This is a genomic window from Ruegeria arenilitoris (genome assembly GCF_013032445.1).
GTDB classification, from domain to species: Bacteria; Pseudomonadota; Alphaproteobacteria; order Rhodobacterales; family Rhodobacteraceae; genus Ruegeria; species Ruegeria arenilitoris_F.
Window position 1 is genome coordinate 234527 of the sequence record NZ_WQCA01000002.1, and the last position, 22539, is coordinate 257065.

Here is a 22539-nt window from a genome sequence, read left to right on the forward strand (position 1 = left end):
ACCCGCATAGGATTTTGCTGGAGACAACCCATGATCGGAATAATCGGAATTGTCGTCATTTTCGCCATGGTGTTCGGCGGCTATCTGGCTGCGGGCGGCAAGATGGCCATCATTATGAAGTCGCTGCCGTTTGAGATGATGATGATCGGCGGCGCCGCGGTGGGTGCCTTCCTGATCAGCAACGACATGAGCGCCGTAAAACACACCGCCAAGGACATGGGCAAAGTGTTCAAGGGCCCCAAATGGAAGCCAGAAGATTACCGCGACCTGCTGTGCCTGCTGTTTTCGCTGATCCGCATCGCCAAGGCCAACCCGGTCGAGGTCGAGCAACATATCGAAGACCCGGATAGCTCGTCCCTGTTCTCGGCCTATCCGAAAATTCAGGCCGACAGAGAAGCCGTTGACCTGATCTGTGACACGATGCGGTCCGCGTCGATGAACTATGACGATCCGCATCAGGTGGAAGAAGTGCTGGAAAAGCGGATGGAGGCGAATTTCCACCATGCCATGCATTCTAGCCACGCCCTGCAAACGGTTGCCGATGGGCTGCCTGCTCTGGGCATCGTGGCGGCGGTTCTGGGGGTGATCAAGACAATGGGCTCGATCGACCAGCCGCCCGAAGTGCTGGGTAAACTGATTGGCGGTGCGCTGGTGGGAACCTTTCTGGGCGTGTTTCTGGCCTACGGCCTGGTCGGCCCCTTTGCGGGCAAGCTGAAGGCGGTGGTCGAAGAGGACAACCATTTCTACCAACTGATCAAAGAAGTTCTGGTCGCCAACCTGCACAACCACAACGCTGCCATGTGTATCGAGGTTGGGCGCCAGAACACGCCGACCCATAACCGCCCGGACTTCACCGAGCTTGAAGAGGCGTTGAAAGAACTCAAACAGGCGGCGGCATGACCCGGTTTGCGCTGATTGTATCTGCCCTGTTTGCAGCGGCCACTGGTGCCGCTGCGCGGGATGCAACCGTGCGCTCGGGCGAGCATGACGGCTACACAAGACTGGTTGTTCAGGTTCCGCCAGACACCGGCTGGGTTTTGCAACAGACAAAGAACGGCGCCCGCCTGAACGTCGCGCTGGAAGATGTGGCGTTTATAACAGGGGCGGTTTTTCAGCGCCTGACCCGGAACCGCTTGGCCGCCATTTCACAGGCGGAACCCGGCGCGCCCCTCGAACTGGAGTTTGGCTGCGATTGCGTCGCCACGGCCTTTCTGTTCAAGAACACAATGATCGTGGTGGATATCGCGCCCGGCACCTTTCAACCGCCGCTCACCAGCGACATTCCGGGCTTGGCTCTGCCCAAAGCACCTAAGAAAAACACGCCGCCAGGGCTGGATCACAGTACCGCTGCAGTGGAATTGCCTTTGCTGAACCTGAACGCGAGCGGGTTCGAAGACCAGCTTGCAACGCGTCTGCTACAGGGTGCGGACCGGGGAATCGTGGATTTAAAAATTGCACCGGTAGGGCCTCGTGCACCCACGGGAAATCAGAGTCTATTCAATCCATCAGGCCTTGCACTGAACATTCAGGTTACCTCGATACTGGACGACCTGAACGGGCTTCTTGGTCCGAGTATTCCTCTACTCGAAAGGCGACCGCCATGTGTGTCGAGCGCCGAGCTGGCCTTTGACGACTGGTCCGACAAGCACCCATTTGCAGAACAAGCATCACGGCTGCGAGCAGGGTTGTATCAGGAATTCGATACCATCGATAAGTCGCGCGCGCTGCAACTGGCAAAGCTTTACGCCTATTTCGGGTTTGGTGCCGAAGCCATCCGCGTGTTGGAACTGCTGGACGAGTACACGCCAGAAACTGAGCGTATTGCGGCTATTGCCCGTGTGCTGGATGGAAGTCCGCTGAGCGATGCAAATGTGTTCGCAGGTCTTCAGCGTTGCGAAAGTGATGTCGCTTTTTGGGCCATCCTGACCGAAGGCAGGTTGAGGGATGACGCCAATCTGACGGCAATTGAACAGACTTTTGTACGTTTGCCGAACCACCTGCGGCGACACACAGGACCGATGCTATCGAACATTTTGGTAGAAGCGCAGGAGTTGGAGGCCGCTCGACGTGTCTTGCGTTCGGTGGGTCGGGTTGAACACCTTGCCAGTGCGAGTACGACCCAAGCCAAGGCAAAAGTTGCAGCCGCCGAACATGACGGTCCTTTGGCAGAAACACTGTTGACCGAGGCGATTGAAGCCCCGGACGCGACCTTGGAAGCGCCGTTGGCACTGGCCCGGCTGGTTGACAAACGTTGGGTGGAACGGGGCTCAATCTCTCCGCATCAGCTGGATCTGGCAGAGTCTTACACGGTCGAATTTCGTCGGTCAGACATTGGCCCTCTAATGCGCCAGACGCATGCGGTTGCCCTGAGCCTGGGGCAAGAATTCGACGCGGCGCTGGATGTCGTAGCGGAATTACAGACACGCGACACCGCCGAGACGCTCGACCGTGTGGTGCTTGTTTTGACCGAGCGGGCCGATGATGCAACCTTTCTGCGCCGGGTTCTGACACTGTCGCACGACCAGTCACAAGAGTTGACGACCGACACTGCAGTCATTGTTGCGGACAGGTTGGCAAGGCTGGGTTTTTTCACACAGGCGCGGGCTCTGGCAAAACGTCCACAAGACAGTTTGAAACGTAGGGAGCGTGCCCGCTTGCGTGCCAAAGCCGCTCTATACGACCAACGTCCGCATCAGGCAATTTTGGAACTGGCCGACGATTCCAGTGAAGAAGCCTCACCCATAAGGGCTGAAGCCTTTCAAAAAGCAGGGGATTTCGAGGCAGCAGGTGATCTTTTGCGCGTCTCAGGACGCTTGGAAGAGTCAAATCGATTGTTCTGGCTGGCAGATCTGACGGACAAAGCCGTGCTGGAAGAGGGTGAAAAGTACAGCCGGATCACTGAAACGACCCAAGATTTAGTAACGTCGCCGTCCCGCTTGCCTGAAAAACCCTTGGCCGACGCCAGGGCTCTTTTGCAGGACAGTGAAGCAACCCGGAAGAGGATCCGTAAGCTGTTCGCGACTTTACGAATAAAGAAGTAGCGGCTCTAACAAAAGAAATCTACGTCGAATTCCACGAAAATAAGACCAACTTTCGCTCAGGCCCAAGAAAAAGTTCTCAGGGATAATAAATCAGCTGTGATAGATCCGAATACCGGGAGTTTGAATCGACCCAACCGAGTATTGCTTTGCGGATCGCGTCGGCCCGCGCTTTTCCGATCACCGGGGTCGCGAACTCTGCATACTTGACTAGCACCTCGTCCCGACTGATCGGCGCTTCGGGACCGCCGCGCGCATGGATGTCTCCGGACTCAAACACCCGCCCGGCGCTGGTTGATAAAATGACATCGGCCCAACGTCCTTGCGGGAAACGGCTGCTGTGTCGGTTGGATTCTACCACCTCGATCCGCGTCAAAAACTCTTCCACGACCGGATCACACAACCCGGCCCCGGAAATGTGTTCCACGCCAATCCGGTCGTAAATGGCCTGAACGGCGACGGCAAAGGGCAGTGAGTACTGAGCCTGGGATGTCGTGCCGGGCATCCCGTCGTACAGGCAAGCTGCCTGATGGAAACTGTTGATCCGGATGTTCTGTATCTGTGCGTGGGTCAGGTTATTGGCTGACATGACTGCTCGTACAGCATCAATAGCCGCATGCGCCCAGCGACAAATTGGATAGGGTTTCACGTATTGATGTTCGACTTGCCAGAATTGCCCCAGATCAACCCAATAAGGGGCGGCAGCCTCTGCTTCGATGGTGATAGCGGGTGCTCCGGTAAACCCGCGCTCGGCCAGAACGGCGGCAGAGATGCCAACCATCGCGCCCCAGCCTGAACCATCATGCAGCATTGTTGGGTTGGCAATCTCGCGCATCATCTGACTGCGGGGTCCGTGATATTCGGCGATCCCCATCGCCTGCCGGGTCTGTTCGGATGTGAATCCCCGCAAACGCGCCGCCATGGCCACTACGCCCAGCGCATTCCAGGCGCCCGAGGTATGGTAATCACTGACCGACGCATGCAGTGACAGCCCGGCACGCCCCGCGATTTCGTATCCTGTGATTACCGCAGCCAGAGCTTCGGGTCCGGTCAGGTCAGGGCGATGTTCCGCCAAGGCCGCCAATGCGGGTAAAACCACTACCCCGATATGGCCCTTGGTTGGATTGTATCCGTCGTGCCCGTCCAGATTGTCGGTCTGGGTGGCTGCCGCATAGGCCGCACCCGCCAAACTGACCGGGCGACCGTCGAACAACATGCGCGCGCTGTAAGCCGGATCAGAGCTGGCATAGAGCAGCGCCGCCGTATCGCGCGCAATCACCCCGGCCTCCATCGGGCCGGATGCGATCAGGATACCCATTGTGTCCAGCATCATAAGCGCCGCGGCCTCTTTGGCACTGTCCGGCATTTCGTCAACAGAGCGGTTCAGGGTGAAATCGGCAACGCGGGCGAAGGTTTCTGTCACGTGGTCCCCTCCAATACCGGTCGGACATCACGTAGCCGGAGACCTTCGGGATCAAACGGTGGCTTGGCCAGGATTGTAGCACGGTGCGGTTTTCCAAGGATGAAGATTTCGACCGTATCACCCGGACCCGCCACCTTGGGATCGGCAAATCCGATGGCCAGAGATTTGCACACCGAGTACCCATATGCGCCCGAGGTCACGCGACCGACGGGCGCACCATCCGGTGTGAAGATAGGTTCTCCGCCGGAGGCATCGGCCACATCGGCGTCGACCTCGAGGATAGACAGAACCTCACGTGCCGGGTTGTCCTTAACGGCAAGGTAAGCGTCTTTATTCAGGAAATCCTTGTCGAGCTTGATCAGACCCGCCAGCCCAACCTCTTGCGGCCAATATTCCTGAGAATACTCGCGACCCCAGGAGCCATAACCCTTTTCGATACGCAAAGACCCGAGCGCACGGCCACCGACCGGGCCGCCGCTAAATGCCTTTGCGGCCTCCAAAAGTGCGGAATAGAGCCTGATTTGATCCTCTTCTGCACAGTGCAGTTCCCATCCCAGATCGCCTGTAAAGCTGACGCGGATTGCCAGACAGGTAACCCCGGCGACTTCAATCGTGCGGGATCGCATGAAGCGGAAGGCCTCATTGCTCAGGTCCGCATTCGTCAGCCGCTGCAACAGATCGCGGGACTTCGGCCCAGCCACGTTGAAGCCCGCGATGCGGTTGGTGGCGACGTCGAAGGTCGTGTCCTTGGGCAGATCGACCATGTTGAAGAACCTTTGATGATAGCGCTCGGCCATACCGGAACCAATCATCATGTATTCGTCGTCTGCGACCTTGGTGATGGTGAAATCCCCTGCCACGCCACCACGGACCGAAATCAGCGGAGTCAGGCAGGACCGTCCAACCTCGGTCGGCACCCGGTTGGCGACCAGACGGTCAAGCCAATCGTACGCCCCTGGCCCCTTTATCACGTAATTGGCAAAGTTCGAGATATCGATGACGCCCACATGATCGCGCAGCATCTGCACCTCGCGACCCACCGGTTCCCACCAGTTCTGACGGGTGAAGCCGTTTGTCTCGACCGCGCCGGGCTGATCGGCGAACCACAGCGGGTGTTCCCAGCCGCAATTCAGGCCAAAGACGCAGCCCATGTCCTTTTGCATTTGATAGGCCGGGCGCAAGCGGGCGGGACGCCCTGCACTACGTTCTTCGTTCGGGAAATGAATGGCGAAGCGGTGGGTATAGACGTCCTCGACCCGTGCCTTGGTAAAGGCCTTGTCAGCCCAGTCACCGAACCGCGTCAGATCCCAGGCGAACATGTCGTATTGCGGTTCGCCCTCGATCATCCACTGCGCCGACAACAGCCCGAGACCGCCCGATTGTGAGAATCCGGGGATGATCCCTGTACAGCAGAAGTAGTTTTTCAACTCCGGCACCGGCCCCCAAAGCGCATTGGAATCCGGAGACCAGATCATCGGCCCGTTGATCACCCGTTTCACACCCGCAGTCGCGGCGACCGGCACGCGTTCGGTGGCGCGGATGACGTTTTCCATGATGCGGTCCAGATCGTCTGGGAACAGGTCATGGGCAAAATCCAGCGGCGTGCCGTTTTCGGCCCAGAACCGCATGTCTTTTTCATAGGCACCGATCAGCAGACCGTTGCCTTCCTGCCGGAAGTAGTACTCTCCATCGCGATCAGCGATTGATGGCAGTCGGCGGCCAAGGGCGGCCACCTCGTCAATGGCATCGGTGACGAAATACTGATGCTCAGTCGGTTGCAGGGGCAGTTCGATCCCGGCCATTGCGGCCACCTCACGCCCCCAAAGGCCAGCCGCATTCACCACCCATTGCGTGTGAATATCACCCTTTTCGGTGCGCACGATCCACGACCCATCAGGTTGCTGTTCAGTCCCTGTTACAGGGCAAAACCGCTCAATCGTGGCCCCCATCGCCCGCGCACCGGCGGCATAGGCGTAAGTCACGCCCGAGGGGTCGACATTGCCGCCTTCGGGTTCGAACATGATACAGCGGATATCATCGAACTGCGCCAACGGGTGCAGCTCCATCGCCTGTTCACGGCTTATCTCATAGAAGTTCAGGCCATAGAACTTCGCCTTAGCCTCTTGCAGGCGCAACTGGTGTTCCCGGTCCTCGGTCTGCGCCAGATACAGCGAGCCGGGCTGGAACACGCCACAGCCCTGCCCGGTCTGTTCCTCCAGCTCTTTATACAGGTTCATCGTATAGTGCTGGATACGGGTGATGTTGTTGTTGTCGTGCAGCCCGTGAATCCCGGCCGCTGCGTGCCAGGTCGAGCCCGAGGTCAGTTCATCCCGTTCCAGCAGGACAACGTCGGTCCAGCCGAGCTTGGCCAGATGGTAGAGGATCGAGCAACCGACAAGGCCACCTCCTATCACAACGGCCTGAGCGTGGGTTTTCATGGGCGGATCTCCTGCTTGCGTACAAAGCGCTTGCAGGAAATTCAGCCACAGGTCTGGGGCAGCTTATCCTCTGTTCCCGACGCGAAATGTCGGGAACAGAGCTCTCGTGCCTCGAATAATTTTCAACCAGACTTGAATCAGTACGGTGCTTCGACGTCGTTCATCGACACGTAGACCGTCTTCATCTCGCTGAAATGGTTGATCGCCAGCTTCGAGTTCTCGCGGCCAACACCCGACATCTTGGACCCGCCGAACGGCGCCTCAACCGGTGCGAGGTTGTAGGTGTTGATATAGCAGGTGCCCGCCTCAAACCCGGCCACAATACGATGAGCGCGCATGACGTCCTTGGTGAACACACCCGCAGCCAGACCGAATTCTGTGTCATTGGCACGGGCCATGACCTCTTCTTCGGTGTCGAAATCCAGCACCGACATGACCGGGCCAAAAATCTCTTCCCGCGCGATGGTCATATCGTCGGTCACGTCGGCAAAGACGGTCGGCTGCATGTAGAAACCGTCGCCATCAATGCGCTCTCCCCCGTAAACCAGACGCGCACCCTCGGCTTTACCCTTTTCGATATAGCCCAGCGCGATATTCATCTGGTTTTTGCTGACCATCGGCCCGAAATTGACCTCTTCATCCAGAGGATCGCCGATTTTTGCGGTCGCCAGGCGTTGGGACAGACGGGCAAGGAACTGTTCCTTGATACCCTTTTGCACGAACACACGAGTACCGTTCGAGCACACCTGACCCGAGGAATAGAAATTCCCCAGGATCGCGCCCGAGACGGCGTTTTCGATATCAGCGTCGTCGAACACGATCATCGGGGATTTGCCACCCAATTCCATGGTGACGTGCTTCATGTCCGCAGCAGCGGCAGCATAAACCTTGCGGCCCGTCGGCACCGAACCCGTCAGCGAGACTTTGGCCACGCGCGGGTCGGTCACCAGCGACGCGCCGACATCGCCATAACCCTGAACCACGTTATAGACGCCTTTGGGTGCCCCGGCCTCGACCAGGATTTCCGCCACTTTCAGCGCGGACAAAGGAGTGGTCTCGGACGGTTTGAAAATCATCGTGTTGCCACAGGCCAGCGCGGGCGCGCCTTTCCAGCAAGCGATCTGTGTCGGATAGTTCCACGCGCCGATACCGACACAGACGCCCAGCGCCTCGCGGATCGTATAGACGAAGTCACCACCACCCAGCGGGATATGCTCACCGGTCAACGAGGCCGCCAGACCGCCGAAATACTCCAGCGCATCTGCGCCGCTGGTCGCATCGGCCACCAGCGTTTCCTGCAGGGGTTTGCCGGTGTCGTGGGTTTCCAGAACCGACAGGTCGTGATTGCGTTCGCGCATGATGTCAGCGGCACGGCGCAGAACGCGGCCGCGCTCAGTTCCTGACATCGCAGCCCACTCCGCTTGGGCGGATTTTGCACTGTTTAGAGCCTGATTCACGATCTCGGGCGTGGCAGAATGCAGCCGTGCGATGACCTCGCCGGTAGCCGGATAGATGACGTCGATCGGGGCGCCATTGGTGTCTTCGACATATTCGCCATTGATGAAATGGCTGGCCTTGGGCTGAAACTTCATGCCGCGTCCTTTTCTGTTCGGATGTCCCTTTGGTGCAAGGGAAATGGGTGCGTTACGCTGGGATTTAGCTTTTATTGATTTGTCAGTCAATAAAAGCCATTTCAGACGGCTTATTGCCGAGTCGAAACAGCCAAACCTTGAAATGAATGGTTAATGTTCTATTTATGTTCTATACAGTCAGAGGATCACCCGATGACCCGGAACATGCGAAATTCCGCCCTGAGCGGCCCGTCGAACGACTATCACCTGCTGCCTGTTACCGACCGGCAAATGCGGTATGCCCGCGCCATCGCGGAGCAGTCTGCGCTGGACATTCCGGTGGAGGCGCAACGCGACCGCAGATCGATGTCAGACTGGATTTCGGCCCACAAGCCACACGACCCGTCACCGTTTGCCAATTATCCCACCGGCAAACAGGTCGCCTTTGCCGAGCGCATCTCGCGCAGCAAACGCAGGCCGATCCCGTCCGAGTGCTTTCGCGACAAACAGATGATGTCGCGCTGGATCGATCAGAACAAATAGGCCGGCGCAGTTCAATGCGGTTGGTGGTTACGGGAATAGATGCTGACCGCCGCCGCGACAAACATCCCCAACAGCACATAGCCCATGACGGCCTCGGCTGCGGCAAGCGCACGACACAACCCAACAGGAGCCATGTCGCCATACCCAACCGTGGTGAAGGTGACGTAAGAGAAATACAGCACGTCCGCTGGCCCTTTGGCGCCAAGCACACAGAGGTCGTAGTACCCAAAAGCCCCATAGGCTGCGGCGAACAGGAACGGCACCACCTGTATGAAGGACACGCCCATCAGGAACACCAACCGGCGTGGGGATTTGACCTGCGTCACGTAATACCATGACTGTGACACGATCCAGATCACCAACCCGACGGACGCGATCGTCCCGATCGTATCCCCCGCTGCCGCCTCGCTGAGACGGGACAACCCATACCAAGCCATGAAACTGGCCACGATCAGCCCCAGGGCTGCAACCAGGGTCGACTTCCACTCTGCCAGGGTTGTTGGTTCACGACGCATGACACCTCCGATACCGTGTGCGCGGAAGGATGATCCGCTTTCCGGCGCATGGCTGCAATAAGATTTATCAGTGCGTTAGTCGGTGCCCAGATGTTCCTGCCCGCGTTGCCGCGCCAGCAGGATTTGCTTTTGCCGCTCGCGGAATCGTATCTTGTCGGCCTCGGAAGTCTCGTTGATACATTGATGGCATGACACGCCGTGTTCGTATTCGGGGCGTTTCATGTCCTCGGGCAGGATCGGACGGCGGCAGCCGTGGCACAGGTTGTGCGGCCCCTCGACCAGCCCGTGACCGACGGAGACGCGGTTGTCGAAAACGAAACACTCACCCTGCCAGGTGCTGCCTTCTGCGGGCATCTCTTCAAGATAGCGCAGGATGCCACCCTTAAGGTGATACACATCCTCGACCCCCTGCCCCAGCAGGAAGTTGGTGGATTTCTCACAACGGATACCGCCAGTACAGAACATCGCGACGCGCTTGTTGTGAAAGCGATCCTTGTTCTTGTCCCACCAAGCCGGGAATTCACGGAAACTGGCCGTTTCAGGGTCTATTGCGCCCTCGAATGTACCAATCGCCACCTCGTAGTCGTTGCGGGTATCGATCACTACAACGTCGTCTGAACGGATCAGGTCGTTCCAATTTTCGGGCTCAACATAATTGCCGACGCGGGCGCGCGGATCGATATCCGGCTGACCCATGGTCACGATCTCTTTCTTCAGGCGCACTTTCATTTTGCCAAAGGGAGGATGATCGGCGCTGGCCTCTTTCCAGTCCAGATCAGCGCAACCGGGTAGTGCGCGGATGTGCGCCAGAACGGCGTCAATCCCTGCACGGGGGCCCGCGATGGTTCCGTTAATCCCCTCTTGCGCCAGCAACAGGGTGCCTTTGACAGCCTGCTCGCGACACAGCGTAAGCAACGGCTCGCGCAGTGCGGCGGGGTCGGTGAAACGGGTGAAATGATAGAGAGCGGCAATTGTGTACATGCCGCGATCTAAACGCACTGGCGCAAAGTCGCAAGGGATTGGATTGACGACCCCCTTGCAGCCCCGTACCGATAATGCAGCCCGAGGAGATCGCGATGACCCATGCTTTGCTTGTAATCGACGTCCAGAACGATTTTTGCCCCGGCGGTGCGCTGGCCGTACCCGGAGGGGATGAGATCGTCGCCCATATCAACGCCATGATGGGTGATTTCGACGCCGTGATCCTGACGCAAGACTGGCATCCGGCGGGCCATTCCTCATTCTCCACCTCGCATCCGGGCAAAAATCATTATGACATGACCGAAATGCCCTATGGCCCACAGGTGCTGTGGCCAGATCATTGCGTGCAGGGCACACAGGGCGCGGCGTTTCACCCTGAATTGCGCACCGATGGCGATCTGATCATTCGCAAAGGGTTCCGCAGTGCCATCGACAGCTACTCAGCGTTCTTTGAGAACGACCAATCCACGCCGACGGGTCTTGAAGGCTATCTGAGAACACGCGGCATCGACAAACTGACCCTTGTTGGTCTGGCTACGGATTTTTGCGTCCATTTCTCGGCCGTTGATGCGGCGCGTTTGGGGTTTGATGTAACCGTGCGGATGGAGGCCTGCCGCGCCATTGACCTGGACGGTTCACTGGCTGCGGCTGAAACCGCGATGCAAAAGGCCGGCGTCACGTTGGCTTAGGGCGTTGCGCCTGCCGCCGCCAGATATCTGAGTACCGCAATCACAACCACCGCCAACCCAAGTGCAAACCCGATACGCCCCTGTATCGAGCGCCTTTTTGCCTTGGGTTTAGGAGGTTGTTGCGGTTCTGAGGTCCGGACCTGTGCTTGGCGGCGTGTTTCAGGTTGCGGCCGGGCTGTTTTCACATTCTCAAGAAACTGCCAGAAATCAAACTCTCCACGATGCTCACCCTTAACACCAATCGCCCTGATATTGGCGAACAGCGCACGCAGGACAAGTTCACGCTCAACGTTCTCCTCCGGCCGATAGAACCCGTGTGGAAGGTCGCTTTCTGTTGGTTCCAAAGCAAACCCGGCATCTTCGAAGATAAAACGGATTTTCGGCGAGCTATGACGCAAAGCCTCGGCCGTTTGTGCACTACGAAACATGGCACACACCGCCCCATCCGCAGACGTTGCGATCTTCGCTGATCCTGACTTCGTTCCGCCGTCGTCAATCGTTACAATATCAAAGTCGTACTCGAGAACCATTCACCGACTTAACCTTTAACTTCCATCCCCTTCTTCTCACTAACCCATGAAAAGACAACACAATATGCTCGCTTTGTGTCCTGACCTTGTCATTGTCATCAAACGAGCGACTCTTGCCAATTAACGCGCCTATTGATCTAACAACGGAAATCGCAGGAGTTCCCCATGGTCGATATTGCGACGCGTGTGTACAACCATAAATGGAAGATCGACCCGATTGTTCGGTCTTTGATCGATACGGATTTCTACAAACTTCTGATGTGTCAGTCAGTGTTTCGAAATAAGCCCCAAACAGATGTGGTTTTTTCACTGATCAATCGTTCGAATCACATTCCGCTGGCTGAATTGATCGACGAAGGGGAACTGCGCGAACAACTGGATCATATCAGGTCGCTCAGCCTCAGCCGGGGGGAAAGCACATGGCTGCGGGGCAATACATTCTACGGCAAACGGCAGATGTTCCGCTCGGATTTCATGGAGTGGTTCGAGAACATGCGCCTGCCCCCCTATCACCTGGAGCGCAAGGGCGATCAGTACGAACTGACTTTCGAAGGCAAGTGGCACGAAGTCATGCTGTGGGAAATCCCGGCTCTGGCAGTGTTGATGGAATTGCGATCCCGCGCGGTACTGAACGACATGCGCCGGTTCGAGCTGCAGGTTCTGTATGCCCGCGCCATGACTCGCGTCTGGGAAAAGATCGAGCAGCTTCGGGAAATCGACGGGCTGGGTATCGCCGATTTCGGAACCCGCCGCCGTCATTCCTTCCTGTGGCAGGACTGGTGCGTGCAGGCGATGATCGAAGGGCTGGGTCCTGCCTTTTCCGGCACCTCAAACTGTCTGATCGCCATGCGGCGCGAGGTCGAGGCGATCGGCACCAACGCCCACGAACTGCCCATGGTCTATTCCGCACTGGCCGAAACCGACGAGGCGCTGGCACAGGCCCCATATGATGTTCTCAGCGATTGGCATGACGAGCATGAAGGCAACCTGCGCATCATCCTGCCCGACACCTATGGCACGCAGGGGTTTCTGGACCGTGCCCCCGACTGGCTGGCGGGCTGGACCGGCATCCGCGTCGATAGCGGCGATCCGGCGACCGGGGCCGAGATTGCCATCAATTGGTGGAATTCGCGCGGCGAGGATCCGACGCAGAAACGGGTGATCTTTTCGGACGGGCTGGACGTGGACAAGATCCGCGAGTTGCACGGCCAGTTTGCCCACCGCACCAAGGTCTCGTTCGGTTGGGGTACTCTGCTGACCAACGATTTCCGCGGGTTGGTGCCAGATGACGCGCTGGCGCCGTTCTCGCTGGTCTGCAAGGCGGTGTCGGCAAATGGCCGCCCGACGGTAAAACTGTCGGACAACCCGGAAAAGGCGATGGGGCCGCAAGACGAAATCGAACGCTATAAGCGCGTATTCGGCGTCGGTGCTCAGCAATCGATCGAGGTGATTGTTTAGACCCTACCCATGGAAAGCCGCCACGGTTTTCAGCTGTGAAAACCCGTAAAGCGCCTCAAATCCCTTTTCGCGGCCATGACCTGACTTGCCGACTCCGCCGAACGGCAGTTCCACTCCGCCACCCGCGCCGTAATTGTTAATGAACACCTGACCCGAGCGCAGCCTTTTTGCCAGCCGCATCTGCCGCGCACCATCGCGGGTCCAGATACTGGCAACCAGCCCGTAATCGGTGCTGTTGGCGATGTGAACCGCCTCTTCCTCGGTGTCGAAGGGGATCAGAACCTGAACCGGGCCGAAAATCTCGTCGCGGGCCAGCACGTGATCCGGGGGGACATCGGCAAACAAGGTGGGCCGGACATAGGCCCCCTGCTCCGGCGCGTTGTCAACGACCCGCCCCTGCCCTGCGATGCTCAGATCAGAGCCCTTGGCCAGAAACCCGGTCACAATCTCTTTCTGCCGGGCCGAGATCAGGGGGCCGACCCGCAGATCCTCTGACGCCGGACCAACGGTCAGATCGGCATAGGCCGCTGCCATGCGGGTTTTGACCCGCTCATACACCTCACGCTGCACCAGAATGCGGGACGAGGCCGAGCAAGTCTGTCCCGCGTTCTGAATGCCTGCATTCACCAGAAACGGCAGCGCGGCGTCCAGATCGGCATCGTCAAACACCAGTTGCGGGGATTTGCCGCCCAACTCCAGCGTCACTGGCACCACGTTGCGCCCCGCCGCCTGCTGCACCAGTGCACCGGTGGCAACCGACCCCGTGAACGAGATATGGTCAACACCCGGATGTCCGGACAGTGCCGCCCCGGCCTCGGCCCCCAGACCCGGCACCACATTCAACGCGCCCGCAGGCAAACCGGCTTCCTGCGCCAAGTGGGCGAATGCGAGCGCGGTCAGGCAGGCTTCTTCCGCAGGTTTCAATACGCAGGCATTGCCCATCGCCAGCGCAGCCCCGACCGAGCGCCCGATGATCTGCATCGGGTAGTTCCACGGTACGATGTGGCCCGTCACCCCGTGCGGCTCGCGCAGAGTATAGACGGTGTAGCCGTCCAGATAGGGGATGGTCTCGCCCATCACCTTGTCGGCAGCCCCGCCGTAGAACTCGCAATACCGTGCCAGGGCCACTGCGTCGGCGCGCGCCTGTGTCAGCGGTTTGCCCACGTCAATCGCTTCGATATGCGCCAGATCGTCCACCCTTTCCAGCACCAACTGGCCCAGTCGGGTCAGGATACGGCCCCGCTCCAGCGCGGTCTTGCGCCCCCAGTCGCCCTGCAGCGCGGCCTGAGCGGCCTGCACGGCAGCGTCGATATCCACCACACCCCCGCGCGCAATCCGGCAAATCTCGGAGCCGTCCGAGGGGTTGATCAACGGAATATCCGCCTGAGATGCGGGACTGACCCATTTGCCGCCAATCAGACACAGGCCGGGATTGAACCAGAGGGGATTGGACATTTTGGCCTCCTTTCAGGCTCTAACAATGGGTTTTATGCGACGCTCATGCCAATATCTGGCAGGACGGGCGCAGCTTCGATCAGGGTTTGGGTGTAAGAGTGCTGCGGGTTGGTAAATACCTGTTCGGTTTCGCCCTGTTCGACGATCCGGCCCGCCTGCATCACCATCACCCGGTCGGTGATGGTGCGCACTACGCTCAAGTCGTGGCTTATGAACAGATAGGTCAGGTCGTAGGCTTCACAGAGCTCGGCCAGCAAATCAAGTATCTGCGCCCGGACCGAGACGTCCAGCGCCGAGACCGCCTCATCGAACAGGATCAGTTCGGGGCGGATGATCAACGCGCGGGCGATGGCGATGCGTTGCCGCTGCCCGCCCGAGAATTCATGGATGTATTTACCCGCATCGTCGGGACCAAGACCCACAGCAGTCAGCATCTCGGCAATCCGGTCCTGACGATCCGACCCGGTGGGCGGCGTCTCCAGCAGGTGAAACGGTTCAGTGATCAGGCGGGCGACACGGTGGCGCGGGTTGAAGCTGCCATAGGGGTCCTGAAACACAACCTGCATCTTGCGGCGCACCACCGGGTTCGGCCTGTGGTCCGAGAAAACCGGTTGGCCGTCCAGACGGATGTCGCCGCTTTGGACCTCTTCTAGCCCTATAATTGCCCGTGTTAGGGTCGATTTTCCGCATCCGGATTCACCTACCAGCCCCAATCGCTCCCCCTTATTGAGGGTAAAGCTGACCTCGTCCACCGCGCGGTGATGCCCTGGCGTGCCGAACAGGCCCTTGCGGGGCAGACGGTAGTCGCGGGTGACCTGTGTCACCTCCAGCAGAGGGCGAGGATCGGTGGCCCGGGGCCGCGAAACCTGATGGCCAGACGCCTCGAACAGCATCCGTGTATAGGGGTGCTGCATGTTGCGCAGCAGGTGGGCGGTTGCGCCGTTTTCGACCACCTCTCCGTGACGCATCACCACGATCTGATCAGCCATATCAGCCACCACGGCCAGATCATGGGTGATCATCAGCAGGCCCATTCCGTATTCCCGCACCAGCCCTTTGAGCAGGTCGAGAATCTGCGCCTGAGTGGTCACGTCCAGCGCGGTTGTCGGTTCGTCAGCGATCAACAGCTTTGGGCGCAAGGCGATAGCCATGGCGATTACGACGCGCTGGCGCTGGCCTCCGGACAGCTCATGCGGATAGCGGGACAGGGGAAAGCGGTCAGGCGGCAGGCCAACGCGGGTCAGAACTCCCTGCGCGCGCTCACGGGCCTGCGGGAGCGGCAGGGCTTTGTGGATCAGGATCGTCTCCATCACCTGATCGCCGATGGTCTTGACCGGGTTCAGGGCGGTCATCGGCTCCTGAAACACCATCCCGATCGAGGCCCCGCGCAAGGCACACGTCTCGGCCTCGGGGCGGTTCAACAGGTCTTGCCCCTCAAGCCGGACCGCGCCCTGTGCCTGCGCCCCGTTCGGCAGCAACTGCATCACGGCCAACGCGGTCATCGACTTGCCCGAGCCGCTCTCTCCGGTCACAGCCACGATCTGACCGGGGGTGATGGACAGGCTGACTTGTTTCAGAATCTCCGCACCGTGGATCGACAACGACAGGTTTTCAATCTGCAACAAACTCATGCCCGCGCCACCCTGATCCTTGGGTCCAGCCAGTCGCGCAATCCGTCGCCCAGCAGGTTCAGGCCCAAGACGGTGACAATGATCGCCAGTCCCGGAATCAGAGCCAAATGCGGGGCAAAACTGACCATTGTTTGCGCATCGGCCAGCATCCGACCCCAGCTGGGTGTGGGCGGCTGCGCGCCAAGGCCGACATAGGATAGCCCGGCCTCGGCCAGAATGCCCAAGGAGAACTGAATGGTCCCCTGCACGATCAGCAAGTTGGCCACATTGGGCAGGATATGTTCGGCCGATATCCGCGCGGCCCCCTTGCCCGAAACGCGGGCGGCGAGGATGAACTCCCGCTCCCACAGCGACAGCGCGGCCCCACGGGTGATGCGGGCAAAAACAGGAATGTTGAAGATGCCGATGGCAATGATGGCGTTGATTGCTCCGGCCCCGAACACGGCGGTGATCAGGATGGCAATGACCAGCGAGGGGAAGGCAAAGACCAGATCATTGCCACGCATGATGACCTCATCCAGCCAGGACCCTTTGCGCGCCGCCGCGGTCAGGCCCAAGGGTACGCCCAGCGCCATGCCTATCCCCACCGCCACCAGGGCCACCGCAATCGACGTGCGCGCGCCAACCATGATCATCGAGAACATGTCGCGCCCAAAATGATCCGTCCCGAACCAATGCCGCACGTTGGGTGGCTGCAATTTGTTGGGGATATCCAAAGCCGCATAATCATAAGGCGTCCAGACAAAGGACACCAAAGCCGCCAGCAGGACCAGGGAGGACAGCGCTGCGCCAAGGATCAGGTTGCGGCTCATGTCCGACTCCTCAACCTTGGATCCACGGCAGCATAAGCCAGATCGACAATGAAATTCACTGTGATGACGGCAAAGACCAGCAGCATGACCACCGATTCCACCACAATCAGGTCGCGGGCGGAAATGGCCTGAAACACCAGCCGCCCGAGGCCGGGCAGGTAGAACACCTGCTCGATGATGATCGACCCCGCCAGCAGGAAGGAAAACTGCAGCCCGATGATGGTCAGCACCGGTATCAGCGCATTGCGCACCCCGTGCCGCCACAGCGCCTGACGGCGGGACAGGCCCTTGGCGCGGGCGGTGCGCATGAAATCCTCGCCCAGTATGTCCAGCAGCGATGACCGCATGACCCGTGCCAGAATCGCCGCCTGTGGCAAGGCCAGCGCAATGGCGGGCAGGGTCAGGGAATGCACACCAGTCCAGAACCCCTTGTCCCAGCCCGCGAACCCGCCCGCGTTGAACCAGCGCAGGTTGATGGCGAAGATCAACACCAGCATCATTGCAAACCAGAAGTTTGGCACCGCGATGCCCAGCTGCGTTGCGCCCATCACCGTCAGGTCACCGGGCTTGCCGCGACGTGCTGCCGCGTAAATCCCGGCGGGAAAGGCGATCACGGTGGACAATGTCAGCGCGTACAAAGCCAACGGCAGGGATACCCACATCCGGTCTGTAATCATCTGCGATACCGGCGTGCGATATGTGTAGGAGGTGCCGAAATCCCCCACCAGCATCCCGCCAACCCAGTTGAAATACCGCTGCGCCTTGGAAACATCCAACCCAAGCTCGGCCCGCAACGCAGCCAGAGTGTCCTCCTGCGCATTTACGCCCAGCATGAACGAGGCCGGATCGCCCGGCGCAACCTCGATCACCGCAAAGATGACCACCGAGGCAACGGCGAGGCTGATCAGCAGTGAAATCAGACGTTTGAGGGCATAGCGCAGCATTGGGGCCACGTTAGGCACACATCCCGCGCGGGTCCAGCGCCTATGGCACCAGAAGATAGATGAAAACCGCGTAGACGACGATGGCGCCGTACCCCAAAGGGTAAATCCATTTGATCGCGTAATTGTCCAGCTTTCTGGCCCCGTCTTCGCGCCCAATCACTTTCATTTTGCGCAAGGCGACGTTGAACACGATCAGCGCACCGGTCATCAGGAACATGCATTGAAGGATGAAATCCAAAAAGGTCAGATAACCCAGCTTGGGTAGATCTGCTGAGATGGCCCAGTTGAAGGCAACAAAGACAAGCAGATTGCCCCCGGCAATTTCGATCCGTCGGCGATATTCGTCCAGAAAGAACAATGCCCAGCCGACACTCACGAGGACCAGCATCGGCAGGAACACCCGGATCACGTAATAGGTCAGGTGCCTATGACCTTCGAAGGCCAGCGCGATCTGATCGCTATCCCGGCCGGACAACCCGATCACCGTCGAATGCTCGACCCGTGCGTTATCCAGTATCCACTCTTCTTCACCCAGCAGATCACCGAGGCCGGAATACTCCTCAAGCGGGAAATAAGACACATATACGGACGGAAAAACCGAGACGACTTCGAAAAAGAACTCCTGCGTGTCGAACGGGTATTTGCGGAAATCGAAATGCGGGGCCTGCAAGGTCAGCGAGGATTTCTCGACATAGACCACATGCCCGTCATAGCGAAGCGAGGCGGCAGACTCGTGGATCCATTTGTTGGATTGCTGGTTGTGGATGACGAACGCGGGCACAACCGCGCCCAGACCCCGCGCATGATCGGCCAGGGCCGGAGGGTTGAAGACCTGAATTTCGCGCCCGACCTCATCGCGATTAAAGGCCAATGCCGGGTCTGTCCATTCGACCCGCAGAACGACGACGGCACCATAATTCTCGGCCTTCTGATCCACACTGGTGACCTGATCAATGTGAATGCCGACACCCACCTGCAGCGGGTTTTCAGGCGTGCCGACCAGCGGACCTACCCCGCCTTCCAGCCCGTTTTGCGCCTGCCCCTTTCCGCCCACGAAAGAAAGGCAGGCGGTAACTATGACAAGACACAAAAAACGGACCAGGCTCATTGTTAGGCTCACTCTGGAACGGAACACCGGAGCTGGTTACAGCCCCAGGATTGGTTATTCGGACCAGCTGATCTGGGTCAGGTCGATCGCAGCGGTCGGCGCGTTTTTCCAAAGACCTTGAACACCGGCCTTGGCGATCACCAACTTGGGCAGCTGGAACAAATATCCGTTGACGAAGTCATTTGCGATCAGGCGCTGCATTTCACCCAGAAGTTTCTTGCGTTCTTCCGGGTCGGTGGTCGCGTTCAGCGTCTCCATCAGCGTCTGTGCATCCAGACTGTCATACTGGAAATAGTAGTCCGGGCGCGCGTAAATGCCGATATCCATCGGTTCGGTATGGCTGATGATGGTCAGGCCGTAGTCCTTCCCCTTGAACACCGATTCCAGCCACTGCGCCCATTCCACGTTGATGATCTCAGCGGTGATGCCGACTTCGGCAAGTTGGGCGGCGATGATCTCACCCCCGCGACGGGCGTATGAGGGCGGTGGCAGGTGCAGCGTGGTCTCGAACCCCTCTTCATACCCTGCGTCGGCCAACAGCTTGGCGGCCTTTTCCGGGTCATGGGCCGAGAGGCGGGTCAGATCGACATAAGCCGGGTTATGCGGCGCGAAATGAGTGCCGATTGGCGTGCCATACCCGAACATCGCCCCGTCGATAATCGCCTGACGGTCGATGGCATGGGCCAGCGCCTGCCGCACCCGGATATCATCGAACGGAGGCTTCTTGTTGTTGGTCGACAGGATCGTTTCCCCTTCGGTCGAACCAACCAGCACCTGAAAGCGCGGATCGGCCTCGAACTGAGGCAGGTTTTCCGGCGCGGGGAAGTTGTCGAACACGTCTATATCCTCGGCCATCATGGCGGCAAACGCGGCGGTCGGGTCCGAGATGAATTTGAACGTTGCAGTCTCTAACGCGGGCTGATCGCCCCAATAATCCGGGTTCTGGTTCAGCGTTATACTGTCGCCCTGCACCCAGTTGCCAAAGGTAAAGGCCCCGGTGCCCACGGGATTAGTTGTGATGTTTTCGATGCTATCAGGGGACACGATCACCGCATCGCCCCAGGCCATGTTGAACAGGAAATTACCGTTCGGTTCAGACAGGGTGACCTTGACGGTCAACGGATCAACCACCTCAACGCTTTCGATCCCGGCAAACAGCGCCTTTTGTGCATTGGCGCTGTCGTCGGCGCTGGCGCGGTCGAGGCTGAACTTGACGTCCTCGGCATCCATCACGGTGCCGTCATGGAAGGTCACGCCATCGCGCAGCTTAAAGGTATAAACGGTGCCGTCCTCGGAAATCTCCCAGCTTTCGGCCAGCCCGGGCACAACCGAACCATCGCCCATGAACCGGGTCAGCCCTTCGAAGATGTTGGTGTAAACAACCGAGTCAATCGCCTGTGCCGCGGCACTTGTGGGGTCCAGATGCGGTGGCTCAAGCTGCATCGCGATGGTGATATCGGATTTGGCCAATGCCCCGGTGGCAAAGACACTGGCCCCCAGCACCAACGCCGATGCAAAGGATTTCAACATCTGATTTGTCATAAAAATCTCCCACCGTTTTTATGGCTGAACCCGCTGTTTTGCGGGCCTTTCTGCAGGTAATGTCCCTTTAAACCTCGGGTCATTCAAGGAAATGTTCGCGCAACCGGGGTTTCTTTGGACCGTTCCGATCTGTTATGCCGCGCTGCAACATGAACACCGGAGGAGCGATCATGAGCGCCACCGCCCATAAAAAAGCCCCCAATGCCGAGGACATTCGCGCCCGCAAAGGGGGCACGCCGCTGGTCTCTCTGACCGCTTATACCACACCGATGGCGCGGCTGATGGATGCCCATTGCGACTTTGTTCTGGTGGGCGACAGCGTGGGCATGGTGCTGCACGGTCTGGAATCCACGCTGGGTGTGACGATGGAGATGATGGTCCTGCATGGGCAGGCCGTTTCGCGCGGGCTGGACAAGGCGATGATGGTCATCGACATGCCGTTTGGCAGCTACGAGCACTCGCCAGCGGATGCATTCCGCAACGCCGCCCGCCTGATGGCCGAAACCAGTGCGGGCGCGGTCAAGCTGGAGGGCGGCGTCGATATGGCCGAAACCATCCGCTTTCTGGTCAAGCGCGGCATCCCGGTGATGGCGCATATCGGCCTGACGCCGCAGTCGATCAATACGCTGGGTGGTTACAAGGTGCAGGGCCGGGACGAACAGGCCGAGGCGGTGCTGGCCGACGCCCGTGCGGTGGCCGAGGCTGGCGCGTTTTCCGTGGTGCTTGAAAAAGTGCCGCAGGGCCTGGCTGACCAGATCACGGCTGAGATTGCGATTCCCACCATCGGCATCGGGGCCTCTGCCGGGTGTGACGGACAAATCCTTGTGGTCGATGACATGGTCGGCTTTTTCACCGCCTTCAAACCGAAATTCGTCAAACGCTATGCCGAGCTTGGCCCGCAGGCCGAGGCCGCCATTTCCGAATACGCCGCCGACGTGCGCGCCCGCGCCTTTCCGGCCGACGAACATGTGTTCGCCGATCAGGCACCCTCCAAAGGACCCAAGACATGACCGCCCCTATCCTGCGCCGCTTGGCCGACCTGCGCGCGCTGACGACCGAATGGCACCGCAACGGTGAAACCATCGGCGTTGTCCCAACCATGGGCGCGCTGCATCAGGGGCATCTGTCACTGGTCGAGGCAGCAAAGGCCGGTACCGACCGGGTGATCGTGACGATCTTTGTGAACCCCAAACAGTTCAACAACCCCGAGGATTTGGCCAAATACCCGCGCACTGAACACGAAGACGCGCAGAAACTGGCCCCCTTCGGCGTCGACGCGATCTACGTGCCCGAGCCCGAAGAAATCTATCCGCAAGGATTTGCCACTAACGTCTCTGTTGCGGGCCTGACCGATGTGATGGAGGGCGAGTTCCGCCCCGGCCATTTCGACGGCGTTGCCACCGTGGTCGCCAAACTGTTCCTACAGACTCAGGCGGATCGGGCTTATTTCGGGGAAAAAGACTTCCAGCAACTGATGGTGGTGCGCCGCATGGCGCGCGATCTGGATATTCCAATCGAGGTAATCGGCTGCCCAACGGTGCGCGAACCCTCGGGGTTGGCGATGTCATCGCGCAACCTGCGCCTGTCGCCCGACGGGCTGGCAATTGCCGCCAACAAGCACCGGATCATGCAGGGCCTGGCCCAGTCGTTGCGGGCCGGGGCTGCGTTTGATGCGCTGGCCGTAAAGGCCGAGACCGATCTGCTGGCCGCAGGGTTCACGCAGGTCGAATACATCCACCTGCGCTGCGCTGAGACTTTAGAGCCCCTGACCCATGCCAACCGCCCCGCGCGGCTGTTTGCGGCGGCCTGGGCGGATGGGGTTCGGCTGATCGACAACATTCCCGTCTGAACGCTCTGGTAC

At 59.2% G+C, this 22539-nt stretch carries 19 protein-coding genes; 7 read left to right on the plus strand and 12 right to left on the minus strand.

Features of this window, described 5'->3' with window-relative positions; translation table 11 throughout:
• Positions 1-30 precede the first annotated feature (30 nt).
• Both motA and GOW98_RS03560 read left to right on the plus strand, forming a co-directional pair.
• A complete protein-coding gene (gene motA / locus GOW98_RS03555) occupies positions 31-900 on the plus strand; it encodes a flagellar motor stator protein MotA (RefSeq protein WP_170329690.1) in 870 nt (289 codons plus the stop codon).
• Positions 897-3041: a hypothetical protein gene (locus GOW98_RS03560; protein ID WP_170329691.1), complete on the plus strand. Its 2145-nt coding sequence runs from the start codon at positions 897-899 to the stop codon at positions 3039-3041. The genes motA and GOW98_RS03560 overlap by 4 nt, the downstream gene beginning before the upstream one ends.
• Positions 3042-3117: 76 nt before the next feature.
• Here GOW98_RS03560 and GOW98_RS03565 read toward each other — a convergent pair whose 3' ends face one another.
• The 3 genes from GOW98_RS03565 to betB all read right to left on the minus strand — a co-directional run bounded on the left by GOW98_RS03565 (position 3118) and on the right by betB (position 8491).
• Positions 3118-4461 (minus strand): MmgE/PrpD family protein, encoded by a 1344-nt coding sequence (locus tag GOW98_RS03565; protein ID WP_170329692.1) that lies wholly within the window; start codon positions 4459-4461, stop codon positions 3118-3120.
• On the minus strand, positions 4458-6899 hold the full coding sequence (locus GOW98_RS03570) for a GcvT family protein (protein ID WP_170329693.1): 2442 nt from the start codon (positions 6897-6899) through the stop codon (positions 4458-4460). The genes GOW98_RS03565 and GOW98_RS03570 overlap by 4 nt, the downstream gene beginning before the upstream one ends.
• Positions 6900-7036: 137 nt before the next feature.
• A complete protein-coding gene (gene betB, locus GOW98_RS03575) occupies positions 7037-8491 on the minus strand; it encodes a betaine-aldehyde dehydrogenase (RefSeq protein WP_170329694.1) in 1455 nt (484 codons plus the stop codon).
• A gap of 192 nt (positions 8492-8683) precedes the next feature.
• Between betB and GOW98_RS03580 the strand changes: the two genes are divergently transcribed.
• Positions 8684-9013, plus strand: a complete 330-nt coding sequence (locus tag GOW98_RS03580; protein WP_170329695.1) for a hypothetical protein — start codon at positions 8684-8686, stop codon at positions 9011-9013.
• Positions 9014-9024: 11 nt separating this feature from the next.
• On the opposite strand, the gene GOW98_RS03585 is transcribed toward GOW98_RS03580, so the two are convergent.
• Together GOW98_RS03585 and trhO are read right to left on the minus strand one after the other, a co-directional pair.
• Positions 9025-9528, minus strand: coding sequence for a potassium channel family protein (locus GOW98_RS03585; protein WP_170329696.1), 504 nt, complete (start codon positions 9526-9528; stop codon positions 9025-9027).
• A 75-nt stretch (positions 9529-9603) separates the two neighbouring features.
• Positions 9604-10509, minus strand: coding sequence for an oxygen-dependent tRNA uridine(34) hydroxylase TrhO (gene trhO, locus GOW98_RS03590; RefSeq protein ID WP_170329697.1), 906 nt, complete (start codon positions 10507-10509; stop codon positions 9604-9606).
• A gap of 95 nt (positions 10510-10604) precedes the next feature.
• On the opposite strand from trhO, the gene pncA reads away from it, so the two are divergent.
• Positions 10605-11198 carry a bifunctional nicotinamidase/pyrazinamidase gene (gene pncA, locus GOW98_RS03595; protein WP_170329698.1) on the plus strand — a complete coding sequence of 198 codons (594 nt, stop codon included), beginning with the start codon at positions 10605-10607 and terminating at the stop codon, positions 11196-11198.
• On the opposite strand, the gene GOW98_RS03600 is transcribed toward pncA, so the two are convergent.
• The gene (locus tag GOW98_RS03600; RefSeq protein ID WP_170329699.1) at positions 11195-11626 is read right to left on the minus strand and encodes a hypothetical protein; all 432 of its coding nucleotides are present in this window, start codon (positions 11624-11626) and stop codon (positions 11195-11197) included. The genes pncA and GOW98_RS03600 overlap by 4 nt on opposite strands.
• A gap of 267 nt (positions 11627-11893) precedes the next feature.
• Here GOW98_RS03600 and pncB point away from each other — a divergent pair, with 267 nt between their 5' ends.
• Entirely contained in the window at positions 11894-13186 is a 1293-nt protein-coding gene (gene pncB, locus GOW98_RS03605) for a nicotinate phosphoribosyltransferase (RefSeq protein WP_170329700.1), read from the plus strand.
• 3 nt (positions 13187-13189) lie between these two features.
• Here the strand turns inward: pncB and GOW98_RS03610 are convergent, their stop codons facing one another.
• From GOW98_RS03610 to GOW98_RS03635, 6 genes are read right to left on the minus strand one after another with little or no spacing between them, the layout of a single operon-like run.
• Positions 13190-14641, minus strand: coding sequence for an aldehyde dehydrogenase family protein (locus tag GOW98_RS03610; protein WP_170329701.1), 1452 nt, complete (start codon positions 14639-14641; stop codon positions 13190-13192).
• Positions 14642-14673: 32 nt separating this feature from the next.
• The gene (locus GOW98_RS03615) at positions 14674-16272 is read right to left on the minus strand and encodes an ABC transporter ATP-binding protein (RefSeq protein ID WP_170329702.1); all 1599 of its coding nucleotides are present in this window, start codon (positions 16270-16272) and stop codon (positions 14674-14676) included.
• Positions 16269-17084: an ABC transporter permease gene (locus GOW98_RS03620; protein WP_170329703.1), complete on the minus strand. Its 816-nt coding sequence runs from the start codon at positions 17082-17084 to the stop codon at positions 16269-16271. The genes GOW98_RS03615 and GOW98_RS03620 overlap by 4 nt, the downstream gene beginning before the upstream one ends.
• Complete coding sequence (locus tag GOW98_RS03625) at positions 17081-18028, minus strand: ABC transporter permease (RefSeq protein ID WP_170329704.1); 948 nt, start codon at positions 18026-18028, stop codon at positions 17081-17083. The genes GOW98_RS03620 and GOW98_RS03625 overlap by 4 nt, the downstream gene beginning before the upstream one ends.
• A gap of 40 nt (positions 18029-18068) precedes the next feature.
• On the minus strand, positions 18069-19136 hold the full coding sequence (locus GOW98_RS03630) for a hypothetical protein (protein ID WP_170329705.1): 1068 nt from the start codon (positions 19134-19136) through the stop codon (positions 18069-18071).
• Between the two features lie 54 nt (positions 19137-19190).
• A complete protein-coding gene (locus GOW98_RS03635; protein WP_170329706.1) occupies positions 19191-20678 on the minus strand; it encodes an ABC transporter substrate-binding protein in 1488 nt (495 codons plus the stop codon).
• 170 nt (positions 20679-20848) lie between these two features.
• Between GOW98_RS03635 and panB the strand changes: the two genes are divergently transcribed.
• Positions 20849-21688, plus strand: a complete 840-nt coding sequence (gene panB, locus GOW98_RS03640) for a 3-methyl-2-oxobutanoate hydroxymethyltransferase (protein WP_170329707.1) — start codon at positions 20849-20851, stop codon at positions 21686-21688.
• Positions 21685-22527, plus strand: a complete 843-nt coding sequence (gene panC / locus GOW98_RS03645) for a pantoate--beta-alanine ligase (RefSeq protein ID WP_170329708.1) — start codon at positions 21685-21687, stop codon at positions 22525-22527. The genes panB and panC overlap by 4 nt, the downstream gene beginning before the upstream one ends.
• Positions 22528-22539: the final 12 nt, after the last annotated feature.